Genomic DNA, 16,540 nt, shown 5'->3' with positions numbered 1-16,540 from the left:
GTTATGCGTTCGAGTCTGCGAGGGAGTCTTTGGCAGCGGCGGCAACGGCTTCGGCGGTGATGCCGAATTCGTTGAACAGACGCTTGTAGTCGGCCGAGGCGCCGAAGTGTTCCAGGGAGATGGAACGGCCGGCGTCGCCCACGAATTCCTTCCAGCCAAGCGCGAGGCCGGCTTCAACGGAGACACGGGCCTTCACGGCGGCCGGGAGGACAGACTCGCGGTAGGCCTCGTCCTGCTTGTTGAACCACTCAACACACGGCATGGACACAACGCGGGCTGCGATGCCTTCAGCCTGGAGGGCTTCGCGGGCCTGCACTGCGAGCTGGACCTCAGAACCGGTGCCGATCAGGATGACCTGTGCGTCAACGGTTTCGCCGTCCTTGGAGGCTTCGGCCAGGACGTAACCGCCCTTGGCCACACCAGCGGTGGAACCGAAGGTGTCACCGCTGGCTTCGCCTTCGCCACGGGCGTAGGTGGGGATGTTCTGGCGGGTGAGGACAATACCTGCCGGGTTCTCGTGGTTCTCCAGCATCGCCTTCCATGCTGCCGAGACCTCGTTCGCGTCGCCGGGGCGGACCACGTCCAAGCCCGGAATGGCGCGGAGGGAGGCGAGCTGCTCCACCGGCTGGTGGGTGGGTCCGTCTTCGCCCAAGCCGATGGAGTCGTGCGTCCACACGTACAGGGACGGAACACCCATCAGCGCGCCGAGGCGGATGGCCGGGCGCTGGTAGTCACTGAAGATCAGGAACGTGCCGGAGAACGCGCGGGTGCGGCCGTGGAGCGAGATGCCGTTCACGATGGATGCCGCGGCGTGCTCACGGATGCCGAAGTGCAGGACACGGCCGTACGGATTGCCCTTCCAGGCGTCCGTGGAGCGCGAGGTCGGGATGAACGACGGCGAACCTTCAATGGTGGTGTTGTTGGACTCGGCGAGGTCGGCCGAACCGCCCCAGAGTTCGGGAAGAACCGGGCCGATAGCGTTCAGGACCTTACCGGAAGCTGCACGGGTGGAAACGTCCTTGCCGGCTTCGAACACGGGAAGCGCGGCGTCGATGCCCACGGGCAACTTCTTCGCTTCAACGCGCTCCAGGAGGGCGGCAGCGTCCGGGTTGGCGGACTGCCATGCCTCGAAAGAGGTCTGCCATGCTGCGCGGGACTCGGCGCCGCGGTCCAAGACCTTGCGGGCGTGGGCCAGGACTTCCTCGTCAACGTCGAAGGACTTGGCCGGGTCGAAACCGAGCACGGTCTTCAGTGCTGCAACTTCCTCGGCGCCCAGTGCGGAGCCGTGGATCTTGCCGGTGTTCTGCTTCTTCGGTGCCGGGTAGCCGATGATGGTGCGCAGCGAGATGATGGACGGCTTGTTCGTCTCTGCCTTGGCTGCCTGCAGTGCGGAGTACAGTTCCTGGACGTCTTCGACGTAGTCGCCGGTCTTGGTCCAGTCCACGCGCTGGGTGTGCCAGCCGTACGCTTGGTAGCGCTTGAGGACGTCTTCGGTAAAGGCGATGTCGGTGTCGTCTTCGATGGAGATGTGGTTCTCGTCGTAGATCACCACGAGGTTGCCCAGCTCCTGGTGCCCGGCGAGGGAGGAAGCCTCGGACGTCACCCCTTCCTGCAGGTCGCCGTCGGAAGCGATCACCCAGATGGTGTGGTCGAACGGCGACTCGCCGGCGGGAGCATCGGCGTCGAACAGGCCGCGTTGGCGGCGCTGGGAGTACGCGAAACCAACAGCGGAAGCCAAGCCCTGGCCCAGCGGACCGGTGGTGATTTCAACGCCTGCGGTGTGCTTGTACTCGGGGTGGCCCGGGGTCAGCGAACCCCAGGTACGCAGCGCCTCAAGGTCCTTCAGTTCCAAGCCGTATCCGGAGAGGAACAACTGGATGTAAAGGGTCAGCGAGGTGTGACCGGGGGACAGGACGAACCGGTCACGGCCGATCCAGTCCGGGTTCTTGGGGTCATGACGCATCAGCTTCTGGAACAGCAGGTACGCTGCCGGAGCCAAGCTCATTGCCGTACCAGGGTGGCCATTGCCGACCTTCTCCACGGCGTCGGCGGCCAACACGCGAACGGTGTCAACTGCCTTCTTGTCCAGATCGGTCCATGACAGTTCTTGCTCTTCCAAATGTGGCACGAAAACCGAGCCCCTCTCTGTGCTGACGGCAGGCGTACGGACACGGCACGCAGGAAGCACAGGATGGCGCCCGCTGCAATGTGTCTACCAGCCGTTCACCATTGAAACGTTGATCTCTCATCCAGACGCACGGATATCCAAGAATACGGTTTCCCGGATCGTCAACGTGTGCTGATCTGCTCAACAGCTTAGCCCTAAACGTGTCATGGAACTCAGGGAATCCCACTAACTGGACAGAAATTCCCTTATATGAATCACCACGGCCCGGCGAAGGAGTGAAGATTCTGAAACATTGACGAATTTTGCGGACAACGGGCCACTTCCGGCCACGGTATGATATTTGGAGGCCACCAGCGGTTCATGCGCCCGTGTTTGCTTTCAACAACAGGGACGGCAGCCGCTGTGAGAACCCCAGAGCATAGAACAGAGTGACTGCCGCCGTGAGCACAACTGATACGCCCGTCAACGCGTCCCCGGCCCGGGGAAGCATTGGAATGTCCCGTAAGTTCAAGGCGTATCTGGCACTGACCAAACCCCGTGTCATCGAACTGCTCCTGGTCAGTACCTTGCCCACCATGATCTTCGCCCAACGCGGATTCCCGTCCATCGGCCTGATTCTGGCCACCCTCGTAGGTGGCGCTTTCGCCGCGGGCAGTGCGGGTGTCTTCAACTGCTACATCGACCGCGACATCGACAAACTGATGCACCGTACCGAAAAGCGTCCGCTGGTCACCGGTGAAGTCACGCCCCGCGAAGCCCTCATCTTCGCTTGGATTCTCGGCGCGGCATCCATCGCCATCCTGTGGTTCGGCGCCAATCCTCTGTCCGCCTGGCTCGGGCTCGGCGCCATCGTCTTCTACGTGGTCATCTACACCATGATCCTGAAACGCCGCACGGCACAGAACATTGTGTGGGGCGGAGCAGCCGGATGTTTCCCGGTCCTGATCGCCTGGGCCGCTGTCACCAACACTGTCGAGTGGCCTGCAATCGTGCTCTTCATGGTGATCTTCCTCTGGACACCTCCCCACTACTGGCCTCTGTCCATGCGCTACGGCGAGGACTACCGCAACGCGAAAGTACCCATGCTGGGCGCGATCGCCGGAGCCAAAGTGGTCTCGGTTCAGGTTGTGCTCTACGCCTGGGCCATGGTTGCCTGCTCGTTGCTGATGGTGCCCGTTGGTGGGGCCGGCTGGGTCTACACGATCGTCGCCGTTGCCGCCGGGGCCTGGTTCCTTTACGAAAGCCACGCTCTGTACAAGCGTGCACAGGGTGGCGATGTCTCTAACAAGGGCGCCATGAAGGTCTTCCACGGCTCCATCAGCTACCTGACCTTGCTCTTCATCGCCTTGGCCGTTGACCCCTTCATCGGTTCCGCGATCGTCGGAGCCTAAGCTCCGCGGCTCCTCCTCGAACAGAAACGTTCGACGCCGGTACTCGCCAGGGTGCCGGCGTCGGGCTTCTTAATCCCCTCCTGTCAACGCTCGCTCACATCCCTCGGGCTTGAACCCAACGCTCGCTCACATCCCTCGGGCTTGAACCCAACGCTCACTCACATCCCTCGGGCTTGAACCCAACTCACATCCCAAAAGATGCAAGCAATCGAGCCAGCGGGGGAGGAGCCTCTCCGGAGGGTAGTGCAGAGACCATCAGGGGCGCGTACCGGATCTTGTTGCCGCTTCGTCCACCAAAGAACCTCCGCAGCTGTGCTTCCACAGGTAGGTCCCGCAGCGACGGCTGGCGCTGGAGAAGCTCAAACGATGCAAGCTCACCTTGATTGGCAATCACGTTGAGCACCTCATCAACGCCTAGGCTGCGGATGAGCTCGTCTTCAAGATCTGCAGTGCAAATCTGAAACCCGAGTCCTTCCAAAGGACCGGATCCAATCCCTGCTCTCGCAAGTGCCCTGGCGACGCCAACGGACTCCCGCACGTCACAAAGGCCGAGCAGCCGGTGGTCGGCTCCGTTCGGGCCGAAGCGATTCAGGAAGTGTCCAATGCTGGTGGCCCCGCCCATGGGAACCACTGAGACTCCCTGCGACGCGAGGTCATGTCCCCAGCGGACTGCCAGTGTCTCGACCGCTAGTCGGTCACTTTCGCCCTCTACCAAAACTGTTGTGGCCAGCATAGGAACAGTATGTCGGACCCCGGCGGTGGCGACTCAGGGTCACCGGGTGAACGCTCACCACCTAGAAGCCATGTCACAGCACCTATTTTGGGTTCTTGGGCACCTAATTCTTGCCGGAACGCCACCTAATTAGCGGCGAAAGCGTCTAGGTGCTGACCTCAAACCCTTAGCGTTCGTGATGGGACAGAGCTGTCCCGCCTCGCACGAACCTAGGGGAAAATGATGAAAAAGATCTTGCGCACCGCCGGAGTGTTGGCAGTTGCTTCAGCCTCGGTATTGGGGGGAGTCACTGCAGCCCAGGCCGCCCCGGCATGCTCCACCGCACGAGTATGCCTCTATGACGATTACTGGTTCACCGGAACGACGCGATCATTTGGTTGGGTCACGTACAACGTTGGAGTGGATGCAAACGACAAGGCGAGCTCCCTCAACGTGGGGCCGCCCACTGATCCCAACTCGCCATACGTCTATTTCTATGTTGACCAAAACTTCAGAGGCGACAGTGTTGTCTTTCGTGCTGGTAACGCTTCGAATGATCTACGCGGTCTCTATATGACTCCCACCCGGAACTGGGACGACGAAATTACGAGTGTCTGGGGTTAATCCCTTGGAACCCACCATCAAGAGGGTGTCCACAACAGCATTGGCGATGTTGGTGATGGCTGTGTTGATATCCAACACCGCCTGCTCTGCACCGCTGGCACCATCGCCCACTGAGACTCCGGCAGTAAGCCTGCCCTCCGTTGATCGTTCTGCCGGAGCTGGGGCCAGGGCCTCCCTCAATGAAATCACTGGCGAGCTTGTGCTCCCCATGAGCGCGTACTGGTACTCGGATCGGGAGAACGTCATTGTCAATTCTGCCGTGGCCTCCCTCATTTTTGACTGCGTTGAAGAAGCGGGCTTCACGGTGGCTCCCTGGGGAGGCGGGGGCAAGGCCCTGCAGGACGGCAGATATGGACAATGGTCCCGGAACTTGGCAGCGAAGAACGGTGCCCTGCCGGAGATCCGCATAATTGCTGGTGTGATGGACGAGCAACCCGAGCGCCCCGCGCTCAGCGCGGAGCACCAGGCGGCAGAAACTAAGTGCACTAACTCCGTGGGAAGGGCCGGGCTGCCCGAACTATTAGAGGGTTTGGTCGGTGACACTTCAGTCCAGAACCAGATCACGCGGAACGCAGTGGCGCTGACGGAGCACGACCCCGAGTATTTGACCTTCCGGCAGGATTGGGAGAATTGCCTGGCCGAAAATGGTCTGGCACTGACTGAACAGGGTTCGTGGAGCCTGCAATCGAGCGGAACCAAGGAAGACGAGATACGTGTTGCCCTCCTGGAGGTTGACTGCAAGGACTCGAGCGGCGGTGCCAGGAAACCTTATGACATTCTCGCTGAGTACCAGGCGGCGCAGATGAAGGACCATCAGGCTGAGCTCAACGCCTTGGCAGAAGAGAAGGCGGACGCCGTGGAACGGGCCAAGCAAATACTGCGGGACCATGGTGTGGCTGATGCAAGACTCTGAGGTGTCCCCGCCGGGCAGCGCCATGAGGCGCGTTCCGCGATGGTGGCTCATTCCAGCAGTACTGGTGGTAGTCCTTGCGGGCCTTGGCGCTGCGTACTGGACGGGCGCGAGCAGCGTTGCCGGCACAGAACCATCGGCGGCAACCCCCACGGTGATCCCCGTCTCCGCGACCGTAGAGCGTCGCGCCGTCATCAAACAGGTGGTGCTCTCAGGGAAGGTTGTGGCGGGTACGCAATTCGCGATCAAAGCGAGCCCCTCCGAAGGTGTTGACAGGTTGGTCCTAACGGCGACTCCAAAGGCGATCGGAAGCGTGGTGACTCCCGGCCAGCTGGTGGCCGCTGTGTCAGGGAGGCCGTTACTCCTGCTGCCCAGCAGTGTGCCGCTGTACCGCGACATCGAGCTGGGTGATTCGGGCCCGGACGTCACAGCATTGCACACCGCCCTGGCCAGTTTTGGCTACACCGTTTCCTCAACGGATACGTTCGACACGAGCACGCGACATGCCTTGATCGACTGGTATAAAGCCGCCGGTTACAAAGCGCCAACCGCGGCACCTTCGTCGAAAGCGATCAAACCCGGGGACGCGGACCCTCAGCCCCTTTCTATCAAGGAGTCTTCTGACGGCGTGGTTTTCCGATGGAAGGAATTCGTTCAAGTGCCTGGAGATACAGGGACAATCGCTGCCATGGCAGGCAACGGATCGGTCCTGGGTGAGGATGGCATTGTTGCCCAAGTGAGGATTGCTGACGACTCCATTGTTGCCCGTGCCGACGTTGTCCAGTCCGAGAGTTTTCCTGTAGGCGGGGCCGTAACTGTACGCGCCGGCTCCGCAGTACTCGAGACCAAGGTGGCGCACGTCAGCGACTTTTTAGAGGGAGACCACAGCAAGAACGAAATCCCCGGAAAGGACATTACGATTGCAGTCCCACCAGGCGCGCAGGGATTCGCCGCGGACCAGTCCGTCACCGTGACCGCAGGCAGCGCCGCCGCGGAGTCCCTGGCCGTACCCCTGATCGCGGTCCGGCAGGAAGAAGGTGCACCCTATGTGGTGCTGCAAAAGAGCGGTGAGCCGCAAAGAGTGAAGGTAAAGGTGTTGGCGCAGGCGGACGGGTGGGCGGCCATTGCCGACATTGACGGTTTGGCGCCCGGAGACGAAGTCCAGTTGCAATGACTTCACAGAGCCATGTCCGCGAAGTGGCCGCTCAACCACCACGCTGTCCGATTCTCAGCATGCGGGACGTCGAGCGCGGATTTTCCGGCGCGCAGGCCCTGGCCGGACTGCACCTCGACATTCATCAGGGCGAGTTCGTAGCCATTGTTGGCCCCTCCGGCTCGGGAAAGTCGACGCTACTCAATGTCCTCGGCCTTTTGGACACGGCTTCGGCAGGAACCTACTTGGTGGAGGGTAAGGACGTATCGGGCCTGAGCGAGCGGCAGAGAGCTGAGCGACGCGCAAGTCTCTTCGGTTTCGTTTTTCAGGACTCGCACATGGTGGGACGCGATACGGCCGCCCGTAATGCCGTCCTCGGACTCCGGTCACGGGGGATTGGTCTGTCCATCCAAAAGCGACTGGTGATGCCCGCACTTCACAGGTTTGGCCTAGCGCACAAGGCGGCCATCCCCGCTTCCCTGCTCTCCGGGGGCGAACGGCAGCGACTGGCAATTGCTCGTGCCGTCATAGGAAGCCCGAAAGTTGTGCTCGCTGATGAACCAACAGGCAGCCTGGACACCGTCAACGGCGGGATGGTCCTGGACCATCTCCGCGAGCTTCACGCCACAGGAACCACCGTTGTCCTGGTCACCCATGACCCTGGCATCGCTGCTGCTGCTGATCGGGTCGTCACCATGCGGGATGGGCTTATCGTGGGTGACACGCTCTCCGTTGCAGCCCACATCGAGGCGCCAATAGCGCCAAAGGACAGTTCTGCTCCCCATCACCTTGTCCGGCACATCCACCACGAAGCTGCAGATGTGATTGCGGACGCGCTTTCTGCTTTGACGGTCCGCCCGGCCAAGGCCCTTCTGCTGGTGCTGGCTTTCCTGCTGGGGAGCGGAGGACTCGTAGCGGCCATGGGGCTGAGCGAGAGTGCAGCCATCAAGGTGTCCGCGCGGATCGACGCGGCCGCCAGCGACGAAGTGCGGGCTACGCGTGAGGGCGGATACGCCTCGTGGGAAGAAGTGACCGCAGATCTTGAGCGGTCAAAGAAGCTGCCCGGTGTTCTGGAAGCCGGAGTCATTGCCGAGCTATCGGCGTCCATAGTGCAGCCTTCCACCTTCCGTCCTGGGTCTTTTCCCGGACAGCCTGTCTTCACCGGAGCAGTCCGGGTGGCAGATTCCGCCTATCTCCGACTCCAAGGGGCCACCATTTCCTACGGGGTTGCCAGCCTGCTTGATCAGTCTTTCGGAGGCCCGGTCGCGGTCCTTGGTCAAGACGCTGCCAGCCAGCTCGGAATCGCACGCCCGGGTCCCGGCGTCGTCTTGTGGCTGTATGGTGAGCCGGTACCGGTGGTGGGCATCATTGAGAATCCGGGGAGGGACCCGATACTTCCGGGGTCAGTGGTGGTGGGTGTCGGGTCTTATCCCGTGACCAACAAAGTTGCAGCCAGCTTGGTCCTCCGGACAGATCCCGGCATGCCGGCGGCCATCGCGGAGGCACTGCCTAAGGCTTTGAGCCCTACGGAGACAGGCGCCGTGAAAGTGCAGACCGTGGCAGACCTTAGGGACCTCAAACAAGGGATTGACGCTGATCTTGGCCGTCTGATTGCCATCGTCTCAAGTGTCCTTCTCGCCATCGCCTGCCTGAGCGCCGGAACCACGATGTACCTTGGTGTTTTGGCGAGATCGCACGAAATTGCGTTGCGGCTTGCCCTGGGCATGAGAAGGGGACCACTGGCCGCGATGTTCCTGCTCGAAGGTGCCGTGGTTGGCGTTTTGGGTGGTGCCGCCGGGGCAGCAGTGGGGATGGGCTCGGTCCTGCTCTATGCCTCCGCAGAGGGCTGGGCTGCCGTCATCCCTTGGTACGCCTCATTGTGGGGAATAGGAGCCGGCATGGCCAGCGGAACGCTGTCCGCTCTATACCCGGCTCTAGTGGCGTCGCGATCCAATCCGGCCCAACTCATCCGGGCCTAGAGAGAGCTAGCCAGCCGGGCTATGCTTCGCTAGGTCAGCCGCGTTGGTGGCTGCGCTCATCAGGACAGCGGCACCGAACATGTGTGCACCCACCAACAGTGCCGGGATGCCGTTGTAGTACTGGGTAAAGCCAATGACAGCCTGCAGCAAGGTCACGCCCAGCAGCAAATAGGCCGCCGTCCGGAACGGACCGCGGATCTTGTGGCGGAACACCAGGTAGACCGCGAGGAGAGTTCCAGCGGTGATGAGGTAGGCCGGTACTGCGTGGATGTGTGAGAAGAGGTCCCAGTCGAGATCGTTGCGGGGCGCGTCTGCGTCTCCGGCATGTGGTCCGGCTCCCGTCACGACGACGCCCAGCATCACCGAAAGCGCCGAGAAAATTGCAACGGCGAGCATCAAAGGGCGGGCGACCGACGGAAGGGACGGCAGGGTGCGGTTCATGAAGCGGCCGGTCCGCCCGTAAGCCCTGTTAACAAGGAGTGTTGCAAAGACCACCAGGGCCATGGAGACGAGGAAGTGCAGGCCGACAACCCAGGGGTTGAGGCCGGACAGAACGGTGATTCCGCCGATTACGGCCTGCGCCGGGATGCTGGCGAGCAGTCCCAAGGCGAGCATGAAGAGGTCTCGGCGTTCCTTGCGAAGGTTCCACAAGTACACCAACATCATGGCGGCAACAGCGGCGAGGGCAAAGGTCAGCAGGCGGTTGCCGAATTCAATGAACCCATGAATGCCCATTTCCGGCGTGTTGACCAGGGAGTCGCTGGTGCAGCGCGGCCATGTGGGGCAGCCCAGGCCGGAAGCGGTGAGTCGCACGGCGCCACCTGTTACCACCAGGACTGTCTGCCCAATGAGTGAGAACAATGCCAGGCGGCGCACGGTCTTGTTGACCTCGGTCGGCAGCTTGGACGTCAATCGCTGGACGGTTTTCGGTAGGCGCGATGCCGTGCTCACAGTTTTCTCACTTCTCAGTTCTGCGTTGGTGGTTGGTGCCTGGATTGGTTAGTTCCACTTGAACCATCGGATGGCCGCGGCTCCGGCCAGTACGGTCCACAGCAGGAGGACTAGAACGGCGGGGAAAGGAACGCTACCCAAGAGGAAGGCGTCCCTGAGTGCTTGGCCCAAGGCCCCGGAAGGAAGGAAATGGACCAGGCCCTGAAGCAAGGAGGGCAATCGATCGGCCGGAACCACAATGCCTCCCAAGGCCCCGAGGAGGATCCATAAAAGGTTGGTGATCGCCAACGTAGCTTCCGGGCGCACAGTACCAGCCACCAGCAAGCCCAATGCAGTAAAGGCGGCTGCGCCGAGAACCAACAGCCCAAGCCCCGGAAGCCATGCCTCTAACCGTGGTTGCCACCCCAGGAGACCGGCGACTGCACCCACTACCACTACCTGAAGAAGAAGGACTACCAGCACGGCGAGGATCTTGCCCGCGATGAGTCCGCCCCGGCCCAGGGGGGTGGTGGAAAGGAAGCGAAGAACTCCGTATCGCCGATCAAAACCGGTAGCGATTCCCTGGCCGGTAAATGCGGTGGACATGGCGCATAGCGCCAGAATCCCGGGCGTGGCGACGTCCACGCGGGATCCGCCGAGACCGTCAAGCAGTGGAGTCACGGCCAAGCCCACGAGTGCCATCAAAGGCAGGACGACAGCGAGGATGAGTTGCTCACCATTGCGCAGCATGGTGATGGTTTCGTAGCGCCCCTGCTGCATGATCCGGCGCGGCAGCGAAGCTGGTCCGGCGTTGGGGGAGAGAAGCTTGCTCATCGGAGGTCCCTTCCGGAAATGTCCAGGAACACGTCTTCCAAGCTCCGGGCTTCCAACCGCAGCGAGGCAGGCATGATGTTCCGTTCAGCCCACCACGCTGTCAGTGATGCAAGGTCTTTAGGTGTGATCGCGCCTGTGATGGAGTAGCTTCCGGATCGAGTCTCGGTCAGCTGGAGGCCGGCTCCCAAGGCTCCGGCAAAGTCGAGTCCGCCGGGCGCGTCGAAGTAGAGGGTCCTGTCCGTGATGGCAGAGTCCGCGGCGTGATCGTGCCGGAGCAGCTCGGCCACCGTTCCCTCCACCACGTTGTGACCGCCGTCGATGATGTAGACGTAGTCCGCCAGACGTTCCGCATCGTCCATCAGGTGGGTCGTCAGGACGATGCCCATCCCGGCGTCCCTGAGCTCGGCAATGAGGTCAAACACCATCTGCCGGGACTGTGGGTCCAAACCGGCGCTGGGCTCGTCGAGGAACAGGATTTCAGGATTGCCCACCAGTGCTGCAGCCAGTGCCAGCCGCTGCTTTTGGCCACCGGAAAGGCGGCGAACGCTGGTCCGGCTGAACTGGTTGATTCCCAACCGTTCCACCAAGGCGTCAACGTTCATGGGCTTCTGGTACATGCCGGCGACGTGCCGTAACAAGGGAATGGGACGGGCCGACGGCGGGAGGCCGCCGTCCTGGAGCATCACACCTACGCGGGATCTCAAGTCGGCACCGGCGGTATCCGGGTCCGCGCCAAGCAGGGAGATGTTGCCGCCGGTTCGCTTCTGCAGGCCTTGGGCGCATTCCAGGGTGGTTGTTTTTCCTGCACCGTTTGCCCCGAGCAAGGCAGTTACCTGCCCGCGTTCGGCCACGAGGGACAGTCCGCTGACCACCCTGAGCATTTTGCCGTCAAGAGAGGCCAGGGGGCCTACATCCTTGGTGAGTCCATCTATGGTGAGGACAGGGGAATCGGGGGATCGCACCAGAGTATTCTACGGGAAGTAGTACGGTCACAGTTGGCGGCTTGCTCAGGTCAGTCTTGCCTTACTGGATGCATGAAACAAATTACGACATGATTGTGTTGTGTATTCCATGAGCAGTCCACCATCCATGCCCTCACGGCATGCTGCAGCGGCAGAGGCATTCGTTGCCCCGCCTGCGCTGCCGGACGCGGATGACCGCACAAGGGACCGGGTCCTGAGCGCCGTTCTTGAGAACGGTCCGGTGAGCGCCGCGGAACTCGGCGATCTCCTCGGCTTCACCCCGGCTGCAGTCCGCCGCCACCTTGACCATTTGGAGCGCAACGGCGTGATCGAAGTCAAGCGCGTGGCCAAGGCCGGTTCCGGTGCGGGACGTCCCGCACGACGCTACGTACTGAGTTCCCAAGGGCAGTCCACTCTTGGCGATGACTACCTGAATATTGCCAGCTCGGCGCTCCGCCGCCTCCAGGAACTCGCCGGCGAGGAAGCAGTCCGTGAATATGCGGAGGAACGCTTCTCCGACATGGAAAGGCGGTACGCGCCCGAGGTCGAGGCCGCCGGAGATGACATCACTGCCCGGGCCATGGCACTTTCCAAGGCGCTCAGCCGCGATCGTTTCGTGGCTTCAGCCCATTCCATTGAGGCCAAGTCCCCGTTGCCCGCCGCATTGTCCAGCGTCCAGCTGTGCCAGGGTCACTGCCCGATTCAGCGGCTCGCCGCGGAGTTCCCGGTGTTTTGCGATACCGAGACCAAGGTTTTCTCCCGCCTGGTAGGCGTCGATGTCCGGCGCCTTTCCACGCTCGCGCAGGGCGGACACGTTTGCACCACCCACATACCTACCGGGCGCCCGGCTGCCACGGCATCTCCGGATGTCGCAGAGCAGTCCGGGAGTCCGTACCAGGAATCAAACAACCAGCAAGAAAGGCCGTGATGACGGACCAAATAGCAGAGAAAGCGGTAGCCGAAGGCACTGTGATCTCGGAGATTCTGGAAAAGAATCCCGAACTGCACGGTATCGGAAACTACGAGTACGGCTGGGCCGACAAGAACGACGTAGGCGCAAATGCCCGTCGTGGCCTCAACGAGGAGGTTGTCCGCGACATCTCCTCGAAGAAGAACGAGCCCGAATGGATGCTCGATCTGCGGCTTAAGGGCCTGAAGTACTTCGACCGCAAGCCCATGCCTACCTGGGGTGCAGACCTCTCAGGCATCGACTTCGACAACATCAAATACTTTGTGCGTTCCACCGAGAAGCAGGCGGCAACGTGGGAAGACCTTCCGGAAGACATCCGGAACACCTACGAAAAGCTGGGTATCCCCGAAGCTGAGCGCAGCCGCTTGGTTTCCGGTGTCGCAGCCCAGTACGAGTCCGAGGTTGTCTACCACCAGATCCGTGAGGACCTGGAAGCCCAGGGTGTCATCTTCCTTGATACTGACACTGCACTGCGCGAGCACCCGGAGATCTTCCAGGAATACTTCGGCACCATCATCCCGGTGGGCGACAACAAGTTCGCCTCATTGAACACGGCTGTATGGTCCGGCGGTTCGTTCGTGTATGTGCCCAAGGGCGTCCACGTGGACATCCCGCTGCAGGCATACTTCCGTATCAACACGGAGAACATGGGCCAGTTCGAGCGCACGCTGATCATTGCCGATGAGGACTCCTACGTTCACTACATCGAAGGCTGCACGGCTCCGATCTACACCTCGGATTCGCTGCACTCGGCTGTTGTGGAGATCATCGTGAAGAAGGGCGCCCGCGTCCGCTACACCACCATCCAGAACTGGTCCACCAACGTGTACAACCTGGTCACCAAGCGCGCCATCTGTGAGGAAGGCGCCACCATGGAGTGGATCGATGGCAACATCGGCTCCAAGGTGACCATGAAGTACCCGGCCGTCTACCTTGTTGGCGAGCACGCCAAGGGTGAGACGTTGTCCATCGCTTTCGCAGGCGAGGGCCAGCACCAGGACACCGGCTCCAAGATGGTGCACATCGCACCGAACACCAAGAGCTCCATCATTTCCAAGTCCGTGGCCCGTGGCGGCGGCCGTGCTGCTTACCGCGGCCTGGTCCAGGTGCGCGAAGGCGCCAAGCACTCGGCCAACACGGTCCGTTGCGACGCCCTCCTGGTGGACACCATTTCCCGTTCGGACACGTACCCGTACATCGATATCCGCGAGGATGACGTTGTCATGGGTCACGAGGCCACCGTTTCACGCGTCAGTGAAGAGCAGCTCTTCTATCTGATGTCCCGCGGAATGCCTGAAGACGAGGCCATGGCCATGATCGTGCGCGGCTTCATCGAGCCGATCGCCCGTGAACTGCCCATGGAATACGCTCTCGAGCTGAACCGCCTGATTGAACTGCAGATGGAAGGGTCCGTCGGTTAACAATGACTGATATCACTACTGAAAAGGCGCGCATCGGCGCGCCCTCGGCCCAGCCGTTTATTAACGGCTTCACCGAGGAAGGCGAGAACCTTTCGCCCGTCAACACCGGAACGAACACCAGCACGACGTCGGAACAGCCTTCGGCGGGTCCCCTCGGCGGCGCTTCGGCCAAGAGCCACTCACATGGCGGCGGCGTAGGCATCCCGGACAGCTCCCGCGCGGGCCGTCTCACCTCGTACAGGCTGGCGGACTTCAAGCCGTTGAACGGCCTTGAGGAAGACTGGCGCTTCACCCCGCTGAAGCGCCTGCGTGGCCTTCACACCGACGTCCTCAACGGTGCAGCCCCGGCTGTCAGCGTCACCGCACCGGCAGGCGTCGTCGTGGAAACCGTTGGCCGCGATGACCAGCGAATCGGCCAGGCGGCCATCCCGGAGGACCTTGTGTCTGCCAACGCCTGGGAGAACTTCGCCGAGGCCACGGTTGTTACCGTACCCGCTGAGTTGCAGGCCGAGAGTGAAGTTTCTGTCCTGATCACCGGTGCCGGCGAGGCACCGTCTGCACAGCACATCGTGATCGTCGCAGAGCGCTTCTCCAAGGCCGTTGTGGTTCTGGATCACCAGGGCTCCGCAGTCGTCTCCGAGAACGTGGAGATCATTGTTGAGGACGGTGCCGAGCTCACCGTTGTCTCCTTGCAGGAATGGGCAGACAACGCAGTTCACGCGTCATCGCAGCAGGCAAAGATTGGCCGCGATGCCAAGTTCAAGCACATCGTGGTCAGCCTTGGCGGCGACCTCGTTCGTGTCACGCCCTCCACGCGCTTCACGGCTCCCGGTGCCGACGTCGAAATGTTCGGCCTCTACTTCGCCGACGCCGGACAGCACCTTGAGCAGCGCCTGTTCGTTGACCACGCAGTGGCCAACTGCAAGTCGCGCGTTCTGTACAAGGGTGCCCTTCAGGGCCGCAACGCCCACAGCGTGTGGGTGGGAGACGTCCTGATCCGCAAGGAAGCAGAAGGCACGGATACTTACGAGGCCAACCGCAACCTGGTCCTCACGGACGGTGCCCGCGCGGACTCAGTTCCCAACCTTGAAATCGAAACCGGTTTGATTGAGGGCGCAGGCCACGCCAGCGCCACCGGACGTTTCGATGACGAGCACCTGTTCTACCTCATGGCCCGCGGCATTCCTGAGAAGGTTGCCCGCCGCCTGGTGGTCCGAGGCTTCCTCAACGAGATCATCCAGCAGATCAAGGTCCCGGCTATCGAAGATCGCCTGACCGCAGCTGTTGAGCGCGAACTCGCCGCGACCGACAACTAAGACAGGCCAGGCAGAGCAACAATGAGTGAAGAAACCAAGGGCGAACTGGTATGCAACGCCAATGACATCCAGGTCAAGCAAGCGCTGCGCGTCCTGATTGATGACTACCCCGTAGCCATCGTCAAGGACTCGATGGGCGAGATCCACGCCATCGCCGATACCTGCTCGCACGCGGACATCTCGTTGTCCGAGGGTGAGGTTGAAGGCTGCGCGATTGAATGCTGGGGACATGGTTCCCAGTTCGACCTCCGCAGTGGACAGCCCCTCCAGCTGCCTGCTTATGACCCCGTCCCGGTTTTCGCCGTCACCATCGACGGAGACGACGTTTACGTGGACGTGACCAACGTTGTGAACGGCGCGTCGGTAGATCACTACTGAGCGCCCAGTACCGCCAGACTTACGAACGGAAAGAAAGAAGAGCATGTCAACTCTTGAAATCAAGGACCTGCACGTCAGCATCGAGACGGAGCAGGGCACCAAGGAGATCCTGAAGGGCGTCAGCCTCACCATCAAGACCGGTGAAACGCACGCCATCATGGGCCCCAACGGCTCGGGCAAATCCACCCTCGCCTCCACCATCGCCGGACACCCGCGCTACAACGTCACCAGCGGCACCATCACGCTGGACGGCGAAGATGTGCTGGAAATGAGCGTCGACGAACGCGCCCGTGCAGGCGTCTTCCTGGCCATGCAGTACCCGGTGGAAGTTCCCGGCGTCACCATGACCAACTTCCTGCGCACCGCCAAGACCGCAATCGACGGCGAAGCACCCGCCCTGCGTACTTGGACCAAGGACGTCAAGGCCGCCATGCAGCAGCTCCGTATCGACGCCGACTTCGCACAGCGCAACGTCAACGAAGGCTTCTCCGGTGGTGAGAAGAAGCGTGTTGAAATCCTTCAGCTCGAACTCTTCAAGCCCAAGTTCGCCATCCTCGACGAGACCGACTCCGGCCTTGACGTGGATGCTTTGAAGGTTGTCTCCGAGGGCGTCAACCGCGCCCATGAAGAGGGCAACATGGGCACCTTGCTCATCACCCACTACACACGCATCCTGCGCTACATCAAGCCGGACTTCGTTCACGTGTTCGTTGACGGCAAGGTTGTTGAAGAGGGCGGCCCGGAGCTCGCAGACCGTCTCGAAGACGAGGGCTACGACCGCTACGCTCCAGGCGCCGGCGTTGCCGTTGCTCCTGCAGTGCAGGCCTAGTTA

At 61.6% G+C, this 16,540-nt stretch carries 15 protein-coding genes; 10 read left to right on the top strand and 5 right to left on the bottom strand.

What is annotated here, in order from left to right; all coding sequences use genetic code 11:
• Position 1 precedes the first annotated feature (1 nt).
• Positions 2-2,128: a transketolase gene (gene tkt / locus ACIQH5_RS01650; RefSeq protein WP_400399683.1), complete on the bottom strand. Its 2,127-nt coding sequence runs from the start codon at positions 2,126-2,128 to the stop codon at positions 2-4.
• A gap of 428 nt (positions 2,129-2,556) precedes the next feature.
• On the opposite strand from tkt, the gene ACIQH5_RS01645 reads away from it, so the two are divergent.
• Positions 2,557-3,519 (top strand): heme o synthase, encoded by a 963-nt coding sequence (locus ACIQH5_RS01645; protein WP_400399681.1) that lies wholly within the window; start codon positions 2,557-2,559, stop codon positions 3,517-3,519.
• A gap of 184 nt (positions 3,520-3,703) precedes the next feature.
• On the opposite strand, the gene ACIQH5_RS01640 is transcribed toward ACIQH5_RS01645, so the two are convergent.
• On the bottom strand, positions 3,704-4,252 hold the full coding sequence (locus tag ACIQH5_RS01640; RefSeq protein WP_400399679.1) for a TOPRIM nucleotidyl transferase/hydrolase domain-containing protein: 549 nt from the start codon (positions 4,250-4,252) through the stop codon (positions 3,704-3,706).
• A 219-nt stretch (positions 4,253-4,471) separates the two neighbouring features.
• Here ACIQH5_RS01640 and ACIQH5_RS01635 point away from each other — a divergent pair, with 219 nt between their 5' ends.
• From ACIQH5_RS01635 to ACIQH5_RS01620, 4 genes are read left to right on the top strand one after another with little or no spacing between them, the layout of a single operon-like run.
• Entirely contained in the window at positions 4,472-4,855 is a 384-nt protein-coding gene (locus tag ACIQH5_RS01635; RefSeq protein ID WP_400399677.1) for a peptidase inhibitor family I36 protein, read from the top strand.
• A gap of 25 nt (positions 4,856-4,880) precedes the next feature.
• Positions 4,881-5,768, top strand: coding sequence for a hypothetical protein (locus tag ACIQH5_RS01630; protein WP_400399675.1), 888 nt, complete (start codon positions 4,881-4,883; stop codon positions 5,766-5,768).
• On the top strand, positions 5,755-6,939 hold the full coding sequence (locus ACIQH5_RS01625; protein WP_400399673.1) for a hypothetical protein: 1,185 nt from the start codon (positions 5,755-5,757) through the stop codon (positions 6,937-6,939). The genes ACIQH5_RS01630 and ACIQH5_RS01625 overlap by 14 nt, the downstream gene beginning before the upstream one ends.
• Positions 6,936-8,897 carry an ATP-binding cassette domain-containing protein gene (locus tag ACIQH5_RS01620; RefSeq protein WP_400399671.1) on the top strand — a complete coding sequence of 654 codons (1,962 nt, stop codon included), beginning with the start codon at positions 6,936-6,938 and terminating at the stop codon, positions 8,895-8,897. Before ACIQH5_RS01625 ends, ACIQH5_RS01620 begins: the two co-directional genes overlap by 4 nt.
• A 6-nt stretch (positions 8,898-8,903) precedes the next feature.
• On the opposite strand, the gene ACIQH5_RS01615 is transcribed toward ACIQH5_RS01620, so the two are convergent.
• The 3 genes from ACIQH5_RS01615 to ACIQH5_RS01605 are packed head-to-tail and all read right to left on the bottom strand — an operon-like array spanning position 8,904 to position 11,623.
• Positions 8,904-9,848, bottom strand: coding sequence for a heme A synthase (locus ACIQH5_RS01615; RefSeq protein WP_400399669.1), 945 nt, complete (start codon positions 9,846-9,848; stop codon positions 8,904-8,906).
• Positions 9,849-9,896: 48 nt separating this feature from the next.
• Positions 9,897-10,661, bottom strand: coding sequence for an ABC transporter permease (locus ACIQH5_RS01610; RefSeq protein WP_400399667.1), 765 nt, complete (start codon positions 10,659-10,661; stop codon positions 9,897-9,899).
• Positions 10,658-11,623 carry an ABC transporter ATP-binding protein gene (locus ACIQH5_RS01605; protein WP_400399665.1) on the bottom strand — a complete coding sequence of 322 codons (966 nt, stop codon included), beginning with the start codon at positions 11,621-11,623 and terminating at the stop codon, positions 10,658-10,660. The genes ACIQH5_RS01610 and ACIQH5_RS01605 overlap by 4 nt, the downstream gene beginning before the upstream one ends.
• 109 nt (positions 11,624-11,732) lie before the next feature.
• Here ACIQH5_RS01605 and ACIQH5_RS01600 point away from each other — a divergent pair, with 109 nt between their 5' ends.
• The 5 genes from ACIQH5_RS01600 to sufC are packed head-to-tail and all read left to right on the top strand — an operon-like array spanning position 11,733 to position 16,537.
• The gene (locus ACIQH5_RS01600) at positions 11,733-12,551 is read left to right on the top strand and encodes a helix-turn-helix transcriptional regulator (RefSeq protein WP_400399663.1); all 819 of its coding nucleotides are present in this window, start codon (positions 11,733-11,735) and stop codon (positions 12,549-12,551) included.
• Complete coding sequence (gene sufB / locus ACIQH5_RS01595; protein ID WP_062068692.1) at positions 12,551-14,014, top strand: Fe-S cluster assembly protein SufB; 1,464 nt, start codon at positions 12,551-12,553, stop codon at positions 14,012-14,014. Before ACIQH5_RS01600 ends, sufB begins: the two co-directional genes overlap by 1 nt.
• 2 nt (positions 14,015-14,016) lie before the next feature.
• On the top strand, positions 14,017-15,330 hold the full coding sequence (sufD, locus tag ACIQH5_RS01590) for a Fe-S cluster assembly protein SufD (RefSeq protein WP_400399661.1): 1,314 nt from the start codon (positions 14,017-14,019) through the stop codon (positions 15,328-15,330).
• Between the two features lie 21 nt (positions 15,331-15,351).
• The gene (locus tag ACIQH5_RS01585) at positions 15,352-15,708 is read left to right on the top strand and encodes a non-heme iron oxygenase ferredoxin subunit (RefSeq protein WP_089595076.1); all 357 of its coding nucleotides are present in this window, start codon (positions 15,352-15,354) and stop codon (positions 15,706-15,708) included.
• 43 nt (positions 15,709-15,751) lie between these two features.
• Positions 15,752-16,537 (top strand): Fe-S cluster assembly ATPase SufC, encoded by a 786-nt coding sequence (gene sufC / locus ACIQH5_RS01580; RefSeq protein ID WP_014921882.1) that lies wholly within the window; start codon positions 15,752-15,754, stop codon positions 16,535-16,537.
• Positions 16,538-16,540 lie beyond the last annotated feature (3 nt).

The sequence above is a fragment of the Paenarthrobacter sp. NPDC091711 genome (assembly GCF_044756605.1).
Lineage (GTDB): Bacteria > Actinomycetota > Actinomycetes > Actinomycetales > Micrococcaceae > Arthrobacter.
This window is presented reverse-complemented; position numbering and strand designations above follow the sequence as displayed.

Excerpts from the sequence above, each read along its gene's own strand:
- ACIQH5_RS01640 (WP_400399679.1), bottom strand. The coding sequence starts at position 4,252 with ATGCTGGCCACAACAGTTTTGGTAGAGGGCGAAAGTGACCGACTAGCG.
- ACIQH5_RS01635 (WP_400399677.1), top strand. The coding sequence starts at position 4,472 with ATGATGAAAAAGATCTTGCGCACCGCCGGAGTGTTGGCAGTTGCTTCA.
- ACIQH5_RS01625 (WP_400399673.1), top strand. The coding sequence starts at position 5,755 with ATGCAAGACTCTGAGGTGTCCCCGCCGGGCAGCGCCATGAGGCGCGTT.
- ACIQH5_RS01620 (WP_400399671.1), top strand. The coding sequence starts at position 6,936 with ATGACTTCACAGAGCCATGTCCGCGAAGTGGCCGCTCAACCACCACGC.
- ACIQH5_RS01610 (WP_400399667.1), bottom strand. The coding sequence starts at position 10,661 with ATGAGCAAGCTTCTCTCCCCCAACGCCGGACCAGCTTCGCTGCCGCGC.
- ACIQH5_RS01600 (WP_400399663.1), top strand. The coding sequence starts at position 11,733 with ATGAGCAGTCCACCATCCATGCCCTCACGGCATGCTGCAGCGGCAGAG.
- sufB (WP_062068692.1), top strand. The coding sequence starts at position 12,551 with ATGACGGACCAAATAGCAGAGAAAGCGGTAGCCGAAGGCACTGTGATC.
- sufD (WP_400399661.1), top strand. The coding sequence starts at position 14,017 with ATGACTGATATCACTACTGAAAAGGCGCGCATCGGCGCGCCCTCGGCC.
- ACIQH5_RS01585 (WP_089595076.1), top strand. The coding sequence starts at position 15,352 with ATGAGTGAAGAAACCAAGGGCGAACTGGTATGCAACGCCAATGACATC.
- sufC (WP_014921882.1), top strand. The coding sequence starts at position 15,752 with ATGTCAACTCTTGAAATCAAGGACCTGCACGTCAGCATCGAGACGGAG.